The following is a 15,973-nucleotide window of genomic DNA, read 5'->3' on the forward strand; positions in this document are numbered from 1 at the left end:
CGCGGCGGGGGGGGCGAGCGGGGGGGCGCGGCGGGCGCGCGCGCGCGGCGCCCCCGCGCGGGGGGGTGTCCGCCCGCGGCGCCCCGCGCCCCCCCCCGACCGCGGACACAGGGCTCGCTTCCCCCCGGCGGCCGCGACGAGGCGATCAGTCGCGCGGGACGGTGGAGCGCGCCGGGCGTGGCGGGGCGACCTGCGGAGCCCGGGAGCGGGCTAGCAGACGACGTTCGTGTTGGAGTCCGCCTGCTGGCCCTCGACCGCGGCCGACACGGCGCTGAGCCGCGCCTGGATCGAGCCGAGGACGGAGACCTCGTCCGGGCTCAGGGCGGCGAAGACCTCGCGCTCGGACTCGGAGAGCAGGTCGACGGGGGTACCGGCGCGGCGCAGGGTTTCCAGGGGCTCGTGGGACATGCCTGACTCCTTCGGAAAGAGGGTCACCGGGGTTGATGCACGAGCAAGGCTGCTCCCGGCCCGGGGTGCTTCATATCCCCCGATCGACTATGAATCCGCTGCGCCGGTCAGGGCGCGCACGTAACGGGAGGTGAAAATGAGCCGCCTGCGACGCGGGGACTCCCGGAGCGTCGCGGGGCGCGTGCGAGAAATGTCTTCGAAACTCGGCTCCTTGTCCGGAACATGACGCGCCGCTACGCTGTCTCCGTGGGTGACGAATTACGCACGCAGGTCCATGCTTCGAGCATCGCTTTCGAGGTAAGAGGTTTGACTGGACGCGAGATTCGGATCGCTTCGCTGGTGGCCATCGGATCTTCCAACCGCCGTATCGCACATGACCTCTGCATCAGTCCGCACACGGTCGCGGCACACTTGTGCAACATGCTCCGGAGAACGGGCGCGTCGAACCGAACGGAAATGATCGCGCGACTGTACGCGCGGGGCGTACTGGTCCAGGGAACCTGGCCTCCCCTGCCCGCTGCGGGACAGCCCGACCGGGCGGACCGGGAGGGCCCCGCCGAGCTGGCGGAGCTGGGAGTCCTGGCGGGGGCCGCGGGCCTCCCGCCCGGATCGGCGCAGCACGTCTCATTCGACTGGCCGCACTACGGGAACGAGGTGCCGGTAGCCATGACCTTCGATGCCTTGCACGCGCTGCGCGAGGCCGGCCATCCAGTGGATCTGCTGGCGGTCGAACAGCGCTCCGTCCTTTCCCAGCTCACGGAGCTGGAAGTCCAGGTCCTCAACTCGGTCAAGGGCCGGCTGGAGGCCGCGGCGGGCGAGGTGGAGGGTCAGGACCTCAAACTCCTGTGACCGGCGCCGCGCGTTGCGGCAGCTGCCGCGCGACGGTGCCGGAGGCGGCCCGCTTCTGCCCGGAGTGCGGTACGCCGCTCACCGGAGGAGCTCCGTCCGCGGACAGCCGGCGCATCGTCACCGCACTCTTCATCGACCTGGTCGGCTCCACTGTCTTCGCGGAGACGCTCGACCCCGAGGCGCTGCGGCGCGCCATGGACCGGTACTACGGCGCCTGCACGGCCGCGGTCACCGAACGCGGGGGCGTGGTGGAGAAGTTCATCGGCGACGCGGTGATGGCCGTCTTCGGGGCGTTCGTCAGCCACGAGGACGACGCCCTGCACGCCGTGCAGGCCGCGTGCGCGGTACGGGAGGCGCTGGCCGCCGTCAACGCCGGTCCGGAGCGCGAACCGGGGGTCCGGCTCGAGATCCACTGCGGGATCGCCACGGGCGAGGCCGTGGTGGCGGGGGCCGCCGGCGGGGGTGCCCGCGTGGTGGGGGACGTCGTCCACACGGCGGCCCGTCTCCAGTCCCACGCGCGGGCGCACGAGATCCTCATCGGTGAGGGGACGGCCCGGCTGGTGGGCGGCGGAGTGCGCCTCGAGGCGGTCGCACCGCTCCGGCTGAAGGGCAAGCGCGACCCCGTGACCGCCTGGCGCGCCGTGCGACTCCTCGACGGGGCGCGCCAGGAGGACTTGGTGCCGCTGGTCGGACGCCAGGACGAACTGGGCGCCCTGACCGCCGCGTTCGCGGACGTGCGCCGCGCCCGGCGCTGCCGCCTCGTCACCGTGACCGGTCCCGCGGGGATCGGGAAGTCGCGCCTGGTACGGGAGTTCCTCGCGGCCCCCGCGGCCGCGGGGGCCGTCGTCCTGCGGGGTACCTGCCAGCCGTACGGCGCCGGCCTCGCCCACCGCCCGCTGGCGGAGGCGGTGCTGTCCCTGCCCGGCGGCTGGGAGGAGTCGGCGAGCACCCTGGCGGCGCTGCGTCCGAGCGCCGACCGGGCCGTCACCGCCCTGGCCGTGGCCCTGGGCGTCCGCTCCGAGACGGGTCTGCCGGTGAGCGTCGAGGAGATCGGGTGGGCGTTCCGCCGGCTGGTCGAGGCCCTGGGCCGCCGGGATCCGCTGATCCTCGTACTGGAGGACTGCCACTGGGCGCAGCCCGCCCTCCTCGGCATGATCGGCGAGACGGCCCGGGGGGTGACCGGCTCCGAGGTGCTGATCGTCTGCGCGGGACGTCCCGAGATGGGTGGGCCGGCCTCCGGAGCACAGGCCCCCGGAGCGTCCCGTACGCCGGCCTCCGGCGCGCCGTGGGCGGACGGCGACACGCTCGGCGGGGCCCTGCCCCTGGACCTCGAGCCGCTGCTCCCCGAGGAGACCGAACGGCTCGTCGGGCTGCTGGCCGACCGCGCCGAGGTCGCCGCCCAGGAGGGGGCCCGTACCGAGGAGGCACTGGCCTGGGTGGTCCAGGAGTGCGACGGCAACCCCCTGTTCGCGGAACTGCTGCTGGAGGACCTGGCCGACGGCCGGTCCGCGGTGCAGGGCATCCCCACGACGGTCCGCGTCCTGCTGACCTCCTGGCTGGACCGGCTCCCGGCCGGCGACCGCGCCGTGCTGGAACGCGCGGCCGGCGTCGGCGGCTCCTTCACCGCCGAGGACGTCCGGGCGCTCGCCGAGGACTCGCCCGCGCTGACCGACGAGGTCGTGGACGATGCGGTGAGCCGGCTCCTGCGGTCACGGGTGATCCACCCCTGCGGCCCGCCCGGCGCCTACCGCTTCACCCGCATGCTGGCCCGGGACACGCTCTACGAGATGACCTCCAAGGCCCGCCGCGCCGACTGGCACACCGTGCTCGCGGACCGGCTCGAGAGCGGGGCACCGGGTTCCCCTCCCCCGGGCTCGGGAGCCGAGGGTGACCTCGCCCATCACCTGGAGACGGCGTGCCGCCTGCGTTCCGAGGCGCACCCGGGCGATCCCGGACTGCCCGCGCTGACGGGCCGGGCGGCGCGCGCCCTGGTGGCCACCGGCTACCGGGCGCTGCACCGCCGGGACCTGCCCGGCGCGGTGTCCCTGATGGAACGCGGACGCGCCCTGACCCGGGACGGGGATCCCGAGCACCGGGTCCTCGCGGTCCGCATCACCGACGCCTGCGTGGCACTGGGCCGGTGGGAGGGCGCCCGGCGGGCCGTCGCCGAGGCCGAGGCCAGGGGCGACCGGGACCTGCCGGTGCGGCGGACCTGCGCCATCCTGCGGCAGACGATCGCGCTGCGCTCGGGCGATCCGGCGCAGGCGCCCGCCGCGGCCGGCCTGCCCGGGCCGCGGGACGACCTGAGCTGGTGCAGACTCCATCAGCTGTCCTCGCTCCGCAGCTTCGCCGAGGGCCGGATCGGCGCCGCCGAGTCCGCGATGCGCGAGGCCCTCGTCCGGGCCCGCCGGCTCGGCGACACGTACGAGGAGAACCGCATCCTGGTGTCGATCTGCGAGCTGACGCAGTGGTCGCCCACCCCGCTCACCCAGGCCGTCGCCCTGTGCGAGGACCTGGCGCGGCGGTTCGACGGCGACCGCTGTCTCCTCGTACCGATCCTGTTGACCCGGGCCCGCCACCTGGCCCTGTCGGGCCGGACCGGTGAGGCCCGCGAGGACGTGGCCCTCGCGCGCCGGCACTCCGCGGACCTGACGCTGACCCTCGGGGCCATCGCCGCCGACCAGACCGCCGGGCTCGTCGACTCGCTGTGCGGTGCGCACGCGGCCGCGGCCCGCCACTACGGGGCGGCCGCCGACGGGCTTCTCGCACTCGGGCAGACCACGACGGCGGCCACGCTCCGGGTGTACGCGACCCGTGAGGCGTTCCGCGCGGGGGCCGGCGTCGACGCCGCGGCCCTCGCCGGGCCGGCCGGGGTGACGCTCGAGACCCGTGCGCTCGCCGTCCACCTGGCCCTGCGGGCGCGGGTGGCCGCGGGCGCCGGCGCTTTCGACGAGGCCCGCGCCGCCGCGGACCGCGCCACCGCCGCCCTGGACCGCACCGATGACCCCTGTCTGATCGGCGACGTGTGCTTCGAGGCCGCCCGGGCGCTGCACGCGGCCGGAACCACGGATCGGGCCCGGGGCGCGGCACACCGGGCGCTGGCGGCCCTGACGGCCAAGGAAGCCGTCCTCCCCGCGGCGGCGGTACGGGCCTGGCTGACCGACCGGGAGGAGAACAGGTGAGCGATCCACCGTGGAGGCGTTCGGCGCGGGCCTACACGCCGGGCGTACCGGCCTGGGGCGCGAAGACCAGTACCCAGACCTTCGAGGAGTTCTCGGCCGTCGCGATGCGCGAGGTCTCCCCCGCGTGGGCCTGGGGCGGCGGCGACGGCTCGGGCGTGCGCGTCTGCGTCGTGGACAGCGGAGTGCAGGGCGACCACCCGCTGGTCGGCGGAGTCGACCGGTCGGTGACCACCGTCGAGAACGGGGATGGCGCGGTGGTGATCGAGGAGTGCGCTCCCACGGACCGGGCCGGGCACGGCACCGCCTGCGCGGGGGTGATCCGCTCCCTGGCGCCGAAGGCCTCCGTGTCCTCCGTCCAGGTGCTGACCGACGGCAAGACGGGCAGCGGAGCGGCCCTGGTCGCCGGTCTGTCCTGGGCCGTCGACCAGGGCTTCGACGTGATCAACCTGAGTCTGGCGACGACGCGCCCGGCCATCTCGGCGCAGCTGCACGACCTGGTCGACCGGGCCTACTTCCGCCGGTGCGCGCTCGTGGTATCGGCGCACAACCGGCCGGTGCCCAGCTATCCGTGGTCGTTCTCCTCGGTGATCTCGGTCGCGAGCCACGACGAGGACGATCCGATGACCTATTACTACAACCCGGCCCCGCCCGTGGAGTTCCACGCCCGCGGCGTCCGCGTCCCCGTGGCCTGGGCCGGCGGCGGCACCATCCGCTCGACCGGCAACAGCTTCGCCGCGCCGCACATCTCGGGGCTGTGCGCCCTGGTCCTCGGCAAGCATCCCTGGCTCACCCCGTTCCAGCTCAAGACGGTTCTGTACCTGTGCGCCGGCAATGTGGCCGGCCGATTCGGAGGCGCGGATGACACTCCCCGTTGACGGCGCGACGCCTACGGAGCGCCGCCTGTTGCAGTCCATCGTGGAAGTCGCCCGGCACACCTTCGGCGCCGCGGCCTCCTCGATCTTCCTCGTCGACCCCGACGCCGGGGACCTGGTCTTCGAGGCCGTCGCCGGGGAGGGGGACGGCCAGCTCGTCGGCTCGCGCTTCCCGGCGGGCACCGGCATCGCCGGCTGGGTGGCGGCCTCTGGACAGTCGATGCTCGTCGACGACCTGCGCGAGTCGAAGCACTTCTCGGGCGACGCCGCCGCGTCCACCGGCTACGTGCCCAACAGCATCATGGCGGCGCCCCTGTTCAGCGCCGACGCGTGCATCGGCGTACTGGAGGTGCTGGACCGCGGCGTCAACGGCGCCCGGGAGATGGCCGACGTGGAACTGCTGGACCTGCTCGCCGACCAGGCCGCCATCGGCCTGGAGCTCCTGACGCGCCTGCGCGCCACGGAGCCGAACCAGCGGTCCGACAAGGCCCTGCGCCTGCTCGAAATGGCGGAGTCCCTGCTGGAGAACGCCCATGGCTGAGCACCGCGTACTGCTGCTCAGCAGGCGCGGGGACCGGGAGGCCGCCTCGGTGGCCTCCCTTCTGCACAGGATCGGCGTGCCCTCGCACCGCCTCGACGCGGACGATCTGGGGGACGCCGAGGCCACCTGTGAGCCCGGCGGGGCGATGACGCTGAACGGGCACCGGTTCGTTCCCACCGTGACGTGGCTGCGCCACTTCTCCCTGCGGGCCGCTCCGGTCGCGCACCCGGCCGACGGGCAGCTGCTCTACCGCGATTCGTGGACCGCCCTGGCCCGTCAGCTGGCCGTGGTCTCCCGGGTCGTCATCGGCGTCGGCGACCCCGGACAGCTGCGCCGGCTGGCCGGTGCGCGGGCCCTCGGCGTGCGCGTCCCACGGGGCGTGGTCACCACCGATCCGGCGACGGCGGCCGTGGGGCTGGACCGCGGGCGGGACCCGGGCGGGCGGTACGTGGTCAAGGTGCTCGACCGGCACTTCGTGGAGCCCGAGCCCGGCGCCCTCTCCTGGTTCCTGCCCCAGGTGCTGGAGCGTTCCCAGCTCTCCGGCGGGCTCGGTCTGCCCCGCGGCACGCCGGTCGTGCTCCAGGAGTACGTGGAGCACGACGCCGAGTTCCGGGTCTACCTCGTGGGGCGGGAGGTCCTCTGCTTCACGGTGGAGAAGGACCATCCCGGTGACGTCTGGTCCCGTCCGGACCGCGTGCGGGTGCGGCTCGTCGAGACGCCGACCGCCGTGGCCGGGGCGGTAGCCGCCCTGGCCACGGCGTGGGACCTCTCCTACGGGGCGTTCGACTTCCTGTCGGACCGCGGCGAAGCCGTGTTCCTGGAGGTGGACGCCCAGGGAGACTGGGACTGGTTCGAGCGGAAGGCCGGCGTCGACGTGGTGACCCGGGCGGCCGTCCGCACCCTGCGGGACCTCCACTGGTCGGCCGCCGCCGGCTCCCGTCCCGGACCGGTCGGTCTGCTCACTTTCCTCGGTGCGGGCCCGCCACCTCGCGGTTAGGCGGCCCGGCCGTCACAGCTTGCGGCAGAGCAGGGCGTCCGGGGTCTTGCCCTTGGCCCAGGCGCCGGTGAAGGCGATGCCCGCGGCGTACTCGTCCGTGGCGCACTGCCCCTTGTAGTTGCCGGAGGCGAACTCTCCTCCGGGGCCGCCGGCCGGCCGGCCGTCACCCCGGTCGAACCAGAGGGTACGGCCGTTCGTGCCGAGCGTCCTGGCCGACGGGGCGCACAGGACCGCGGAGACGGTCTGTCCCCGCAGGCTGTACCCGGTCATGAACTGGTTCGGGCCGCACTGGAACTTGGTGTAGCCGCCCGCCCAGTCACCCTGCTGTACGTAGCGTTCGTCGTTCACCACGGCCGGCGCCGCGGCGGGGGCGGCGAGGGCGGCGGCCCCGGCGTCGGTGCACAGCCCGCGGCCGTCACGGTGCGAGAGGCCGATGAGCCGCTGCCCGTCGGGACACGTCCCCTTGCGGGCTCCCCTGTCCCAGTCCCCGAGCGCTCTGGTGCGCACCGACTGGACCGCGTCGGCGTGGTCGAGGTTGAGCATGTCCCAGGTGTCGGAGACCGCGACGGGTCCGCTCTTCTGCGGGGCGTTCACGAGCCGGTTCCAGTGCGCGGCGCGCCAGTCGGCGCCGTCGAGGATCCCGGAACGCCGGCCCGCCGCGTCGAAGTTGAGGATCGACCAGCTGCCGTGGCCGCTCCATCCGACCAGGGGCCAGTAGGCGAAGTCGGTGTCGTTGGCGACCAGGTAGTCGACGAAGTTGCCGAACCAGGCGCGGGCCTGGAGGTTGGTCTCGTCGCTGCCGATGCCGAACTCGCTGATCCACAGCGGCGCCGTGAAGTGGCTGCCGGTCTCGGTGACGAAGAACGCCTGGCGCTTGAGGGTCGCGAACAGGTCGTCGCGGGAGAGCTCCTGGTAGCGCGGGTCGTGCGTCTCGCCCATGCCGCTCGCGCCGGTGTGGTTCGGGCCGGTGTAGCCGTAGAAGTGCGCCGAGTACACCAGCTTGTTCGAGGCGACGAGGGTGTGCGAGAGGGTGCGCACCGGCTCCAGGGTGGGACGCCCGTGCGGAAGTCCGTCGGCCGGGATGCCCTGCCAGTTGATCCCTTCGACGACCACCAGCAGATCGGGACTGACCTCGGTGAGGAGCCGGTCGCCGAGGTGCTGGGAAGCGGCCCACCAGTCGTGGCCGTCGCCCCAGTTCCAGTTGGCGTCGTCCGTGACGGTGCGGCGGACCTCGTTGTACAGGTCGGCGCCGACCACGCGCTTGTTGTCCTTGTAGCGGCGGGCGAGGCCGATCCAGTCGTCCTCCCACTGCGCCGTGGACTGGCTGGTGTTCCAGCGCTCGTTGCCGTCCAGACCGCAGCAGAAGCGCGAGGTGTTGGTGTGGTTGTTCAGCACGACGGCGAAGCCCTCGGCGGTGGTGGCCGCGATGACGGCGTCGAAGACCTGGAGCGGGGTCTTGCCGCGCAGTTCCGGGTTGGCCGCGACCGAGGCGTCGGAGACCGGGCGCTGGTCGTGGAGCATCTCGTTCGAGAACGGGAGCCGGATGCTGTTGATGCCGAGCTCGTGGAATCCGTCGAGGATCCGGGAGACCGGCGCGCGGTCCAGGCCGAGGGGCATCTCGTCGGCCTTCTCGCCGTCGTGATGGCTCGCCGGATCGTTGATGTCGCCGGAGCCGCTCCAAGACCCCTGGGCGCCATGCCAGTTCGCGGACTTGAGCTTGAAGCGGTTGCCGTCCGCGTCGACGATGTAGCGGCCCCGCGTGCTGAGGGGCCCGCGCCAGGAGTCGGACAGGGCGGCCGGTGCGCCGGCCGCCGCGGGGGTCGCGGTCGTCTCGGACGCGGACGCGAGGGCTGCCGGGGAAGCGCCGAGCGCTCCGAGCAGGAGCGCCGCGGCGAGTACCGCCGGTGGTAGGGGTCTTCTCACTGTGTCCTCCGAAGGGCCTGGGGGTGGACGTGCGTGGTGGGACGCTGGTGCCGTGGTGCGGTCGTGCGGTGGTGCGGTCGTGGGGGCCCGGGCTCGTGCGGTGGTGCGGTCACGGGAGCCCGGGCTCGTGCGGTCAGCTGCCGACGCTGCCGAGGACGGCGACGCCTCGCGGTGCGAGGCTCACCTGGCGGACCAGGGGCCTCTTCTCGTCGAGCAGGTCCCGGCGGTCCGCCGGCAGCGTCACCTCACGGGGCTCGTCCGTGTGGTTGAGCAGGATGAGGATGTCGTGATCCGCCCCGTGCCGGATCGCGGCCTGGACTCCGGCGTGCGGGCCGGGCAGCACGGGAGCGACGCCCGCGTCGGCGAGCGCGCGGTCGACCAGGGCGCGCATCGTGAGGGGATCGGGCCGGGTCGCGACGTACCGGGCCGTCCCCGCGCCGTGGGTGTGCACCGTGGCCGCCGGGCGGTCCCGGTCCCAGTCGGGCCCGTCGAAGAGCAGTTCGGCGCGGGCACCGGTGAGCTTCACGTCCTCGCGCCACAGCGAAGCCGGAGCGGGGACGAGAGCGGGTACGGGGACCGTTCCGCGCGCCGGGGCGGGGGCCGGGCCGTCCCCGTCCGGGATCTTGAGCGGCACCGGTTCGCCCACGGCGGCCGGCCAGAACTCCTCGACCCGGACGCCCAGTACGTCGGCGAGCGGTGCCGGATAGCCACCGATGTGCACGCGGTCGTGCTCGTCGACGATCCCGGTGAAGAACGACGCGAGGAGGGATCCGCCGTCCGCCACGAAGGCGCGTATCCGCTCCGCGTTCTCGGCCGACAGCAGGTAGTGGCTGGGCAGCACCAGCAGCTTGTACGGCGAGAGGTCCGCGGAGGGGTGGACGACGTCGACGCCGACGCCCGCCTCGAAGAGCGGGGTGTAGTGGTCGAGGACCCGGTCGAGGCAGTGCACGCCGTCGGAGGGGTGCGAATCGAGCTCGAGGGCCCACCAGTTGTCCCAGTCGAAGACGACCGCGACCTCGTTGCGGACGTGCGTGCCGGCCAGTTCGGGCACCCGGGCCAGTTCCCGGCCCAGTTCGCGCACCTCGGCGTGGACCCGGGTCTCAGCTCCCGCGTGCGGGACCATGCCGGAGTGGAACTTCTCCGCGCCGCCGCGGGACTGCCTCCACTGGAAGTACATGACGGCGTCCGCGCCCTGCGCGACGGCCTGCCAGCTCCACAGCCGCATCCGGCCCGGAGCCTTGCCGCCGTTGCGGCCGCGCCAGTTGACGGCGGAGGGTGCCTGCTCGGTCAGCAGCCACGGCTTCCCGCCGCCCGCGCCGCGCACGAGGTCGTAGGAGAGCGCCGCGCCGGTGTGCGCCGCCTCCCAGTGCGGGTCGGGGTAGCTGTCGAGGGCGAGGACGTCCATCTCGGGCGCCCAGGTGTGGACGTCGACCGCCTTGTGCCCGGCCAGGAAGTTCGTGGTCACCGCGATGTCGGGGGTGACGCGGCGCAGTACGTCGCGTTCGAGGGTGAAGCAGGTGCGCAGCGCGTCGCTGCTGAACCGCTTGAAGTCGAGCTGCTGGGAGGGATTGGGGTAGGTGGGCGCGGTGCGCGGGGGCAGGACCTGGTCGAAGGAGGCGTAGCGCTGCGACCAGAAGTCCGTGGACCAGGCGTCGTTGAGTGCGTCGACGTCGCCGTACCGGGCCGTCAGCCAGTTCCGGAAGTCGGCGGCGGAGACGTCGCAGAAGCATTCGGCGACATGGATCCCGTACTCGTTGCCCACGTGCCACAGCCCCAGCGCGGGGTGATCGCGGTAGTGCGTGGCGACGGCTTCGACCAGGCGGACGGCGCGGTCGCGGAAGACCGGACTGGAGGGGCAGAAGTGCTGGCGGCCGCCCGGGGACAGGACGCCGCCGGAGGCGGTGACCGGCAGGATCTCGGGATGTTCGGCGGTCAGCCACGGGGGCGGCGACGCGGTCATGGTGGCCAGGTCGGCGGTGATGCCGTGGGCGGCCAGGTCGTCCATCACCCGGTCGAAGAAGCCGAAGTCGTAGGCGTCGCGGGCGGGTTCGACGCGGGCCCAGCCGAAGATGGCCAGGTTGACGATGTTGACGCCCGCCTCGTTCATCAGGCGCAGGTCTTCGGCGCGGGTGGCGTCGTCCCACTGCTCTGGGTTGTAGTCGCCGCCGAATCCGAGGCCGCCCATGCGCGCGCCGAGGGCTCGGGCACGGTCGTCTGCCGGAGAGTTCATCTTTCTTACCCCTTCAGGTACTTCGGGAAGTTCTACGTCTCGTACGCGGCGTATCTGTGGCCGTGTTGGCGCCAACATCCCGAGCCGTGCGCCGGGCCGGCGGCGTGGCGAGCCCGACCGGGGCCGGGGCCGTCGCCTCCTCGAGGTCCGAGGAGGCGGGTCCGACGGGGCGGGCCCGACGCGGAACGGGCCCGACGGGGCGGGCCTGACAGTGCGGGCCCGACGGTGCGCCGGACCCCGCCCGGCTCAGCCCCGCGGCGGCGCCGTGCTGTCGCGCTCCACCAGGGCCGGCATGACGGACACGACGGAGGAGTCCGCCGACGGATCGCCTTCGATCTGGCTCAGGAGACGGTCCACGCAGGCCGCACCGACCCGGGAGAGGTCCTGGTCCACGGTGGTCAGCGGCGGGAGGAAGTGGGCGGATTCGGCGATGTTGTCGAACCCGGCCACGCTCACGTCCTCGGGAACCGAGCGCCCCGCGTCGTGGAGCGCCCGCACCAGCCCGAGCGCCATCTGGTCGTTCGCGGCGAACACGGCCGTGACCTCCGGCCGGGCGGCGAGTTCCCGGCCCGCCCGGTAGCCGCTCTCGGCGCTCCAGTCGCCGTGGACGGCCGGCGGGACCGGAGCGCCCGCCGCACGGAGCACCCGCTGCCACGCTTCGGCGCGGCGGCGCGCGGGGTGGGAGTCCTGCGGGCCGGCCAAGTGCCAGACCGTGGAGTGGCCGAGTCCCAGCAGGTGTTGCACGGCGAGTTCCGCACCGGCCGCGTGGTCGGTGTGGACGCCGGGGTAGCGGTGGTCGTCACCGCCGTCGACGACCACGACCGGAAGGCCGTGGGGAAGGATCAGCGAACCGGTCAGGATCTGGGCCTCGTTGACGATGACCCCGTCCACGGCGTGACCGCTGAGCCGCCGGAACGCGTCCAGTACCGCCTCTTGCGTCTGCGCCTGCGGCACGACGACGTTGACCGAGTATTCCGTCGACTGCACGGCGGAGACGATCGACTCCAGGGTGCGCGCGTTTCCGTGCGCCTTGAGGTCGAAGCTGATGACGCCGATCATCCGGAACTTGCCGGTGGCCAGCGCCCGGGCCGCGGTGTTGGGACGGTACCCGAGCATGCGCACGGCCCGCACGACCCGGTCACGGGTCGCTTCGTCGACCCGCGCGGTCCCGTTGACCACCCGGGAGACGGTCTGCGCCGAGACGCCCGCCATGGCCGCGACGTCCGCCATCGACGGGGGTCTGGGGCGGTCCACGGCCGGTGCCCGGGGCTTGCGCGGCCGCTGCCCGTCCTTCGCCATGGTGCAGCTCCTCTCGCGCGGTGATGCCCAGGCATCCTCCTGGCCTTCATCATGTTTGCGCGAACACGGCTCTCTGGTCAACAGGCAGCCGGAAGTCTCCGGTTCGGCCGCGCGGCTCTCCGACGTCCACCGATCCGCCAGATCCCCTATCGGCACAAGGCATCTGACGCTTCCACAGAAGACTCTGCCAAAACTCTTGACAGTCCCTGACAGCTCTCGACACACTTCCGAACCGCGCCACCGTGTTGGCGCTAACATGCATCGGAGGTCTTACCCGTGAGAGTCGACCAAGCCCCGCTCGGCGATGGAGGCACCGCCGACCGCCACCGCCGGCGGCCGCGGTGAGAAGGCGCGGCGCTGTTCGGCGCAACCTCACCGCCCACGCGTTCCTGCTGCCGTTCCTCTGCGTCTTCGTGATCGGAGTCGTGGCCCCGCTCATCTACTCGGTCAACCTGAGCCTCTATCAGGAGCGCATGATCGGCGGGATGGTCTTCACCGGCCTGGACAACTACACCAAGGCGTTCAAGGACAGCCTCTTCCACGCCGGTCTCGGCCGCGTCGCGCTCTTCTTCGCGATCCAGGTACCGCTCATGCTCGCGCTCGCCCTCGCCGCCGCCCTCGCGATCGACAGCGGGCGGCTGCGCGCCCCGGGCCTGTTCCGCATCGGCATCTTCGTCCCCTACGCCGTCCCCGGCGTGGTCGCGGCCCTGATGTGGGGCTACCTGTACGGCGACCGGTTCGGCCTGGCCGGCGAGATCGGCGACCTCCTGCACACCGAGTTGCCCGACCTGCTCTCCGGGAGCTGGATGCTCGCGTCGATCGGCAACATCGTCACGTGGTCGTACGTCGGCTACAACATGCTGATCTTCTACGCGGCCCTGCGCTCCATCCCCGAGGAGCTGTACGAGGCGGCCGAGGTCGACGGCGCGGGAGCCTTCCGCAAGGCGTTCAGCATCAAACTGCCGGCCCTGCGTCCGGCGCTGCTGATGGCCACCACCTTCTCGGTGATCGGCAGCTTCCAGCTCTTCAACGAGCCGAGCGTGCTCCAGTCCCTGGCGCCCGCCGCCGTCACCACCAACTACACGCCCAACATGTACGCGTACAACCTCGCCTTCGACGGGCGCCAGTTCAACTACTCGGCTGCCGTCGCGGTGCTGCTCGGTCTGGTCACCGTGATCGTCGCGTACGCCGTCCAGCGCGCGACCGTCCGAAGGGAGCACCTCCTGTGACCACCACCGCCCCGGCCACCACCACCGCCGCCACCTCCGCCGCCCGCACCGCGTCCAGGGCGACCCCCCGCCGCCGGCCGGCCCGGTCCACCGCGCTGACCGTGGCGATGGGCCTGATGCTCGCGTACACGCTGGTCCCCCTGCTCTGGCTCACCATCAGCGCGACGAAGTCCAATCAGACGCTGTTCGACTCGCCCGGACTGTGGTTCGGGGACGGCTTCCACCTGTTCGACAACGTCCGGGACGTCTTCACCTACGACGGCGGGATCTACCTGCGCTGGTTCGGCAACACCCTGCTCTACTCGGTGGTCGGCGCCGGCGGGGCCTCGGTCATCGCGACGATGGGCGGCTACGCCCTGGCCAAGTTCGAGTTCGTGGGCCGGCGCGTGCTGTCCGCCCTGATCATCGGGGCGATCTCGATCCCGGCGTCCGCCCTCGCGGTCCCCACGTACCTGCTCTTCAGCGACATGGGCATCGTCAACACGCCGTGGGCGGTCCTCCTGCCCTCGCTCGCCAGTCCCTTCGGCCTCTACCTGATGCGGGTGTACGCGACCGAGGCCGTGCCGGACGCGATGCTGGAGGCCGCCCGCCTCGACGGCGCCGGTGAGCTGCGGATCTTCCTCACCTTCTCGATGCGCCTGCTGGCTCCCGGCTTCGTCACCGTGCTGCTGTTCACCCTCGTCGCCACCTGGAACAACTACTTCCTGCCGCTGATCGTGCTGAACGACCCGCACCTGTTCCCCCTCACGGTGGGGCTGCGCCAGTGGGACTCGCTCGCACAGGGCGGCGCGGGCGCCGGCTCCATACCGATCCTCCCCCTGGTGATCACCGGCAGCCTCCTGGCGATCGTCCCGCTGATCGTCGCGTTCCTCTTCCTCCAGCGGTTCTGGCAGTCGGGACTGGCCGCCGGCGGCGTCAAGCAGTAGTCCGCGCCCCGCCCTCCCGGTCGCCCTCCCCTCCCGATCCTCCCGTCCCGCTTCGCGCCGCCCCTCTCCCCGTCCCCATCGAAAGGACCCGAAATGAGCAGATCCCTGCGCCTGCCGGCCCTCACCCGCACCCTCACCGCGGCCGGCGCCGCCGCCCTCTCCCTCTCCCTCACCGCGTGCGGCGGCGGCTCGCCCGCTTCCGACGGCGACGGGAAGGCCGACGCGGCGACCGTGCAGGCCGCACTGGACAAGCCCGCCGAGATCACCTTCTGGACCTGGGTCCCGAACATGGACAAGACGGTCGCGCTGTTCGAGAAGAAGTACCCGAAGGTCAAGGTCAACCTCGTCAACGCCGGGCGCTCCAAGGACGAGTACACGAAGCTGACCACCACGCTGAAGGCGGGCACGGGCGCCCCCGACGTCGCGCAGATCGAGTACTTCGCGCTCCCCCAGTTCGCCATCTCCAAGTCGCTGGTCAACCTCGCCGACTACGGCGCGGCCGGTCTGAAGGACAAGTTCGCCGACTCGGCCTGGTCCCAGGTCAGCGTCGCGGGCGGGATCTACGGCATACCCCAGGACACCGGCCCGATGGCGATGTTCTACCGCAAGGACATCCTCGACCGGTTCGGTGCGACGCCTCCGCGCACGTGGGAGGAGTACGGCGCCCTGGCCAAGAAGATCCACGACGCCGATCCGAACGTCCTCCTCACCTATGTCGACCCCGGTGACGCGGGTACGTCCAACAGCCTCATCTGGGACTTCGGCGGCAAGCCGTACACGGTCAACGGCACCACCGACGTCACCGTCGGCCTCAAGGACGACCCGGGCGCCAAGGCCTACGCCGACACCTGGGGTCCGATGATCGAGAACAAGCTGGTCGACTCCACCGCGAGCTGGAACGACGAGTGGTGGAAGTCGATGGCCTCCGGAAAGTACGCGACCTGGCTGGCCGGCGCCTGGGCGCCCGCGGTGCTGGAGCAGAACATCCCGCAGAGCAAGGGCCAGTGGTCGGTCGCCCCCATGCCGGGGGGTGCCAGCGCGGAGAACGGCGGCTCGTCGGTCGCGGTCACCACGCAGGCGAAGAACAAGGAGGCCTCGGTCGCCTTCGCCCAGTGGCTCAACTCCGACCCCGAGGCCGTGAAGTCGCTCAACTCCGAGGTCGGCCTGTTCCCGGCGACCAAGGCGCTGCTCGACGACCCCGGCTTCCGCGGCGCCGAGGTGCCGTTCTTCCCCGGCAGCACGCCGAACGAGGTCTTCGCCGACATGTCGAAGGCCGTGCGGCCCGGCTGGCAGTACCTGCCCTTCCAGGTGTACGCGAACAGCGTCTTCAAGGACTCCGTCGGCCAGGCCCTGCAGCCCGGCGGCAACCTGCCCGGCGCCCTCGCCACCTGGCAGGACCGCCTGAAGGTCTACGGCAAGGAAGAGGGCTTCACCGTCAAGTAGCCGGTGGCGTTCTCGCCCTTCGTCCGGCGGGGGGGCCGCCCGGCCCCCCCGGCCGGGGGCGTTGACACAACACC

The 15,973-nt window shown here is 72.6% G+C and carries 12 protein-coding genes and 1 pseudogene; 9 read left to right on the top strand and 4 right to left on the bottom strand.

Annotated elements, in window-relative coordinates:
* Positions 1–210: 210 nt before the first annotated feature.
* Positions 211–408 carry an aroma-sacti cluster domain-containing protein gene (locus ACWF9Z_RS10300; protein WP_453599792.1) on the bottom strand — a complete coding sequence of 66 codons (198 nt, stop codon included), beginning with the start codon at positions 406–408 and terminating at the stop codon, positions 211–213.
* Between the two features lie 222 nt (positions 409–630).
* On the opposite strand from ACWF9Z_RS10300, the pseudogene ACWF9Z_RS10305 reads away from it, so the two are divergent.
* From ACWF9Z_RS10305 to ACWF9Z_RS10330, 6 genes and pseudogenes are all read left to right on the top strand, one after another.
* Positions 631–858: pseudogene (locus ACWF9Z_RS10305) on the top strand (response regulator transcription factor); the annotation flags it as partial.
* A gap of 6 nt (positions 859–864) precedes the next feature.
* Positions 865–1,257: an aroma-sacti cluster domain-containing protein gene (locus tag ACWF9Z_RS10310; protein ID WP_453599855.1), complete on the top strand. Its 393-nt coding sequence runs from the start codon at positions 865–867 to the stop codon at positions 1,255–1,257.
* A complete protein-coding gene (locus ACWF9Z_RS10315) occupies positions 1,254–4,439 on the top strand; it encodes an AAA family ATPase (RefSeq protein WP_453599795.1) in 3,186 nt (1,061 codons plus the stop codon). Before ACWF9Z_RS10310 ends, ACWF9Z_RS10315 begins: the two co-directional genes overlap by 4 nt.
* Positions 4,436–5,314 carry a S8 family serine peptidase gene (locus tag ACWF9Z_RS10320; protein WP_453599797.1) on the top strand — a complete coding sequence of 293 codons (879 nt, stop codon included), beginning with the start codon at positions 4,436–4,438 and terminating at the stop codon, positions 5,312–5,314. Before ACWF9Z_RS10315 ends, ACWF9Z_RS10320 begins: the two co-directional genes overlap by 4 nt.
* Positions 5,298–5,852, top strand: coding sequence for a GAF domain-containing protein (locus ACWF9Z_RS10325; protein WP_453599799.1), 555 nt, complete (start codon positions 5,298–5,300; stop codon positions 5,850–5,852). The genes ACWF9Z_RS10320 and ACWF9Z_RS10325 overlap by 17 nt, the downstream gene beginning before the upstream one ends.
* Positions 5,845–6,849, top strand: coding sequence for a hypothetical protein (locus ACWF9Z_RS10330; RefSeq protein ID WP_453599801.1), 1,005 nt, complete (start codon positions 5,845–5,847; stop codon positions 6,847–6,849). The genes ACWF9Z_RS10325 and ACWF9Z_RS10330 overlap by 8 nt, the downstream gene beginning before the upstream one ends.
* Positions 6,850–6,861: 12 nt before the next feature.
* On the opposite strand, the gene ACWF9Z_RS10335 is transcribed toward ACWF9Z_RS10330, so the two are convergent.
* The 3 genes from ACWF9Z_RS10335 to ACWF9Z_RS10345 all read right to left on the bottom strand — a co-directional run bounded on the left by ACWF9Z_RS10335 (position 6,862) and on the right by ACWF9Z_RS10345 (position 12,232).
* Positions 6,862–8,772, bottom strand: a complete 1,911-nt coding sequence (locus ACWF9Z_RS10335) for a glycoside hydrolase family 5 protein (protein WP_453599804.1) — start codon at positions 8,770–8,772, stop codon at positions 6,862–6,864.
* Between the two features lie 133 nt (positions 8,773–8,905).
* The gene (locus tag ACWF9Z_RS10340; protein ID WP_453599806.1) at positions 8,906–11,002 is read right to left on the bottom strand and encodes a beta-galactosidase; all 2,097 of its coding nucleotides are present in this window, start codon (positions 11,000–11,002) and stop codon (positions 8,906–8,908) included.
* A 246-nt stretch (positions 11,003–11,248) separates the two neighbouring features.
* Entirely contained in the window at positions 11,249–12,232 is a 984-nt protein-coding gene (locus ACWF9Z_RS10345) for a LacI family DNA-binding transcriptional regulator (protein WP_453599858.1), read from the bottom strand.
* Positions 12,233–12,642: 410 nt separating this feature from the next.
* Here ACWF9Z_RS10345 and ACWF9Z_RS10350 point away from each other — a divergent pair, with 410 nt between their 5' ends.
* From ACWF9Z_RS10350 to ACWF9Z_RS10360, 3 genes are all read left to right on the top strand, one after another.
* Positions 12,643–13,530 carry a carbohydrate ABC transporter permease gene (locus tag ACWF9Z_RS10350; protein WP_453599809.1) on the top strand — a complete coding sequence of 296 codons (888 nt, stop codon included), beginning with the start codon at positions 12,643–12,645 and terminating at the stop codon, positions 13,528–13,530.
* Entirely contained in the window at positions 13,527–14,456 is a 930-nt protein-coding gene (locus ACWF9Z_RS10355) for a carbohydrate ABC transporter permease (RefSeq protein ID WP_453599812.1), read from the top strand. Before ACWF9Z_RS10350 ends, ACWF9Z_RS10355 begins: the two co-directional genes overlap by 4 nt.
* Positions 14,457–14,549: 93 nt before the next feature.
* Positions 14,550–15,899 carry an ABC transporter substrate-binding protein gene (locus ACWF9Z_RS10360; protein WP_453599814.1) on the top strand — a complete coding sequence of 450 codons (1,350 nt, stop codon included), beginning with the start codon at positions 14,550–14,552 and terminating at the stop codon, positions 15,897–15,899.
* Positions 15,900–15,973: the final 74 nt, after the last annotated feature.

This window comes from Streptomyces sp. NPDC054961, assembly GCF_053609145.1.

Excerpts from the sequence above, each read along its gene's own strand:
- ACWF9Z_RS10360 (WP_453599814.1), top strand. The coding sequence starts at position 14,550 with ATGAGCAGATCCCTGCGCCTGCCGGCCCTCACCCGCACCCTCACCGCG.
- ACWF9Z_RS10325 (WP_453599799.1), top strand. The coding sequence starts at position 5,298 with ATGACACTCCCCGTTGACGGCGCGACGCCTACGGAGCGCCGCCTGTTG.
- ACWF9Z_RS10330 (WP_453599801.1), top strand. The coding sequence starts at position 5,845 with ATGGCTGAGCACCGCGTACTGCTGCTCAGCAGGCGCGGGGACCGGGAG.
- ACWF9Z_RS10310 (WP_453599855.1), top strand. The coding sequence starts at position 865 with ATGATCGCGCGACTGTACGCGCGGGGCGTACTGGTCCAGGGAACCTGG.
- ACWF9Z_RS10345 (WP_453599858.1), bottom strand. The coding sequence starts at position 12,232 with ATGGCGGACGTCGCGGCCATGGCGGGCGTCTCGGCGCAGACCGTCTCC.
- ACWF9Z_RS10300 (WP_453599792.1), bottom strand. The coding sequence starts at position 408 with ATGTCCCACGAGCCCCTGGAAACCCTGCGCCGCGCCGGTACCCCCGTC.
- ACWF9Z_RS10340 (WP_453599806.1), bottom strand. The coding sequence starts at position 11,002 with ATGAACTCTCCGGCAGACGACCGTGCCCGAGCCCTCGGCGCGCGCATG.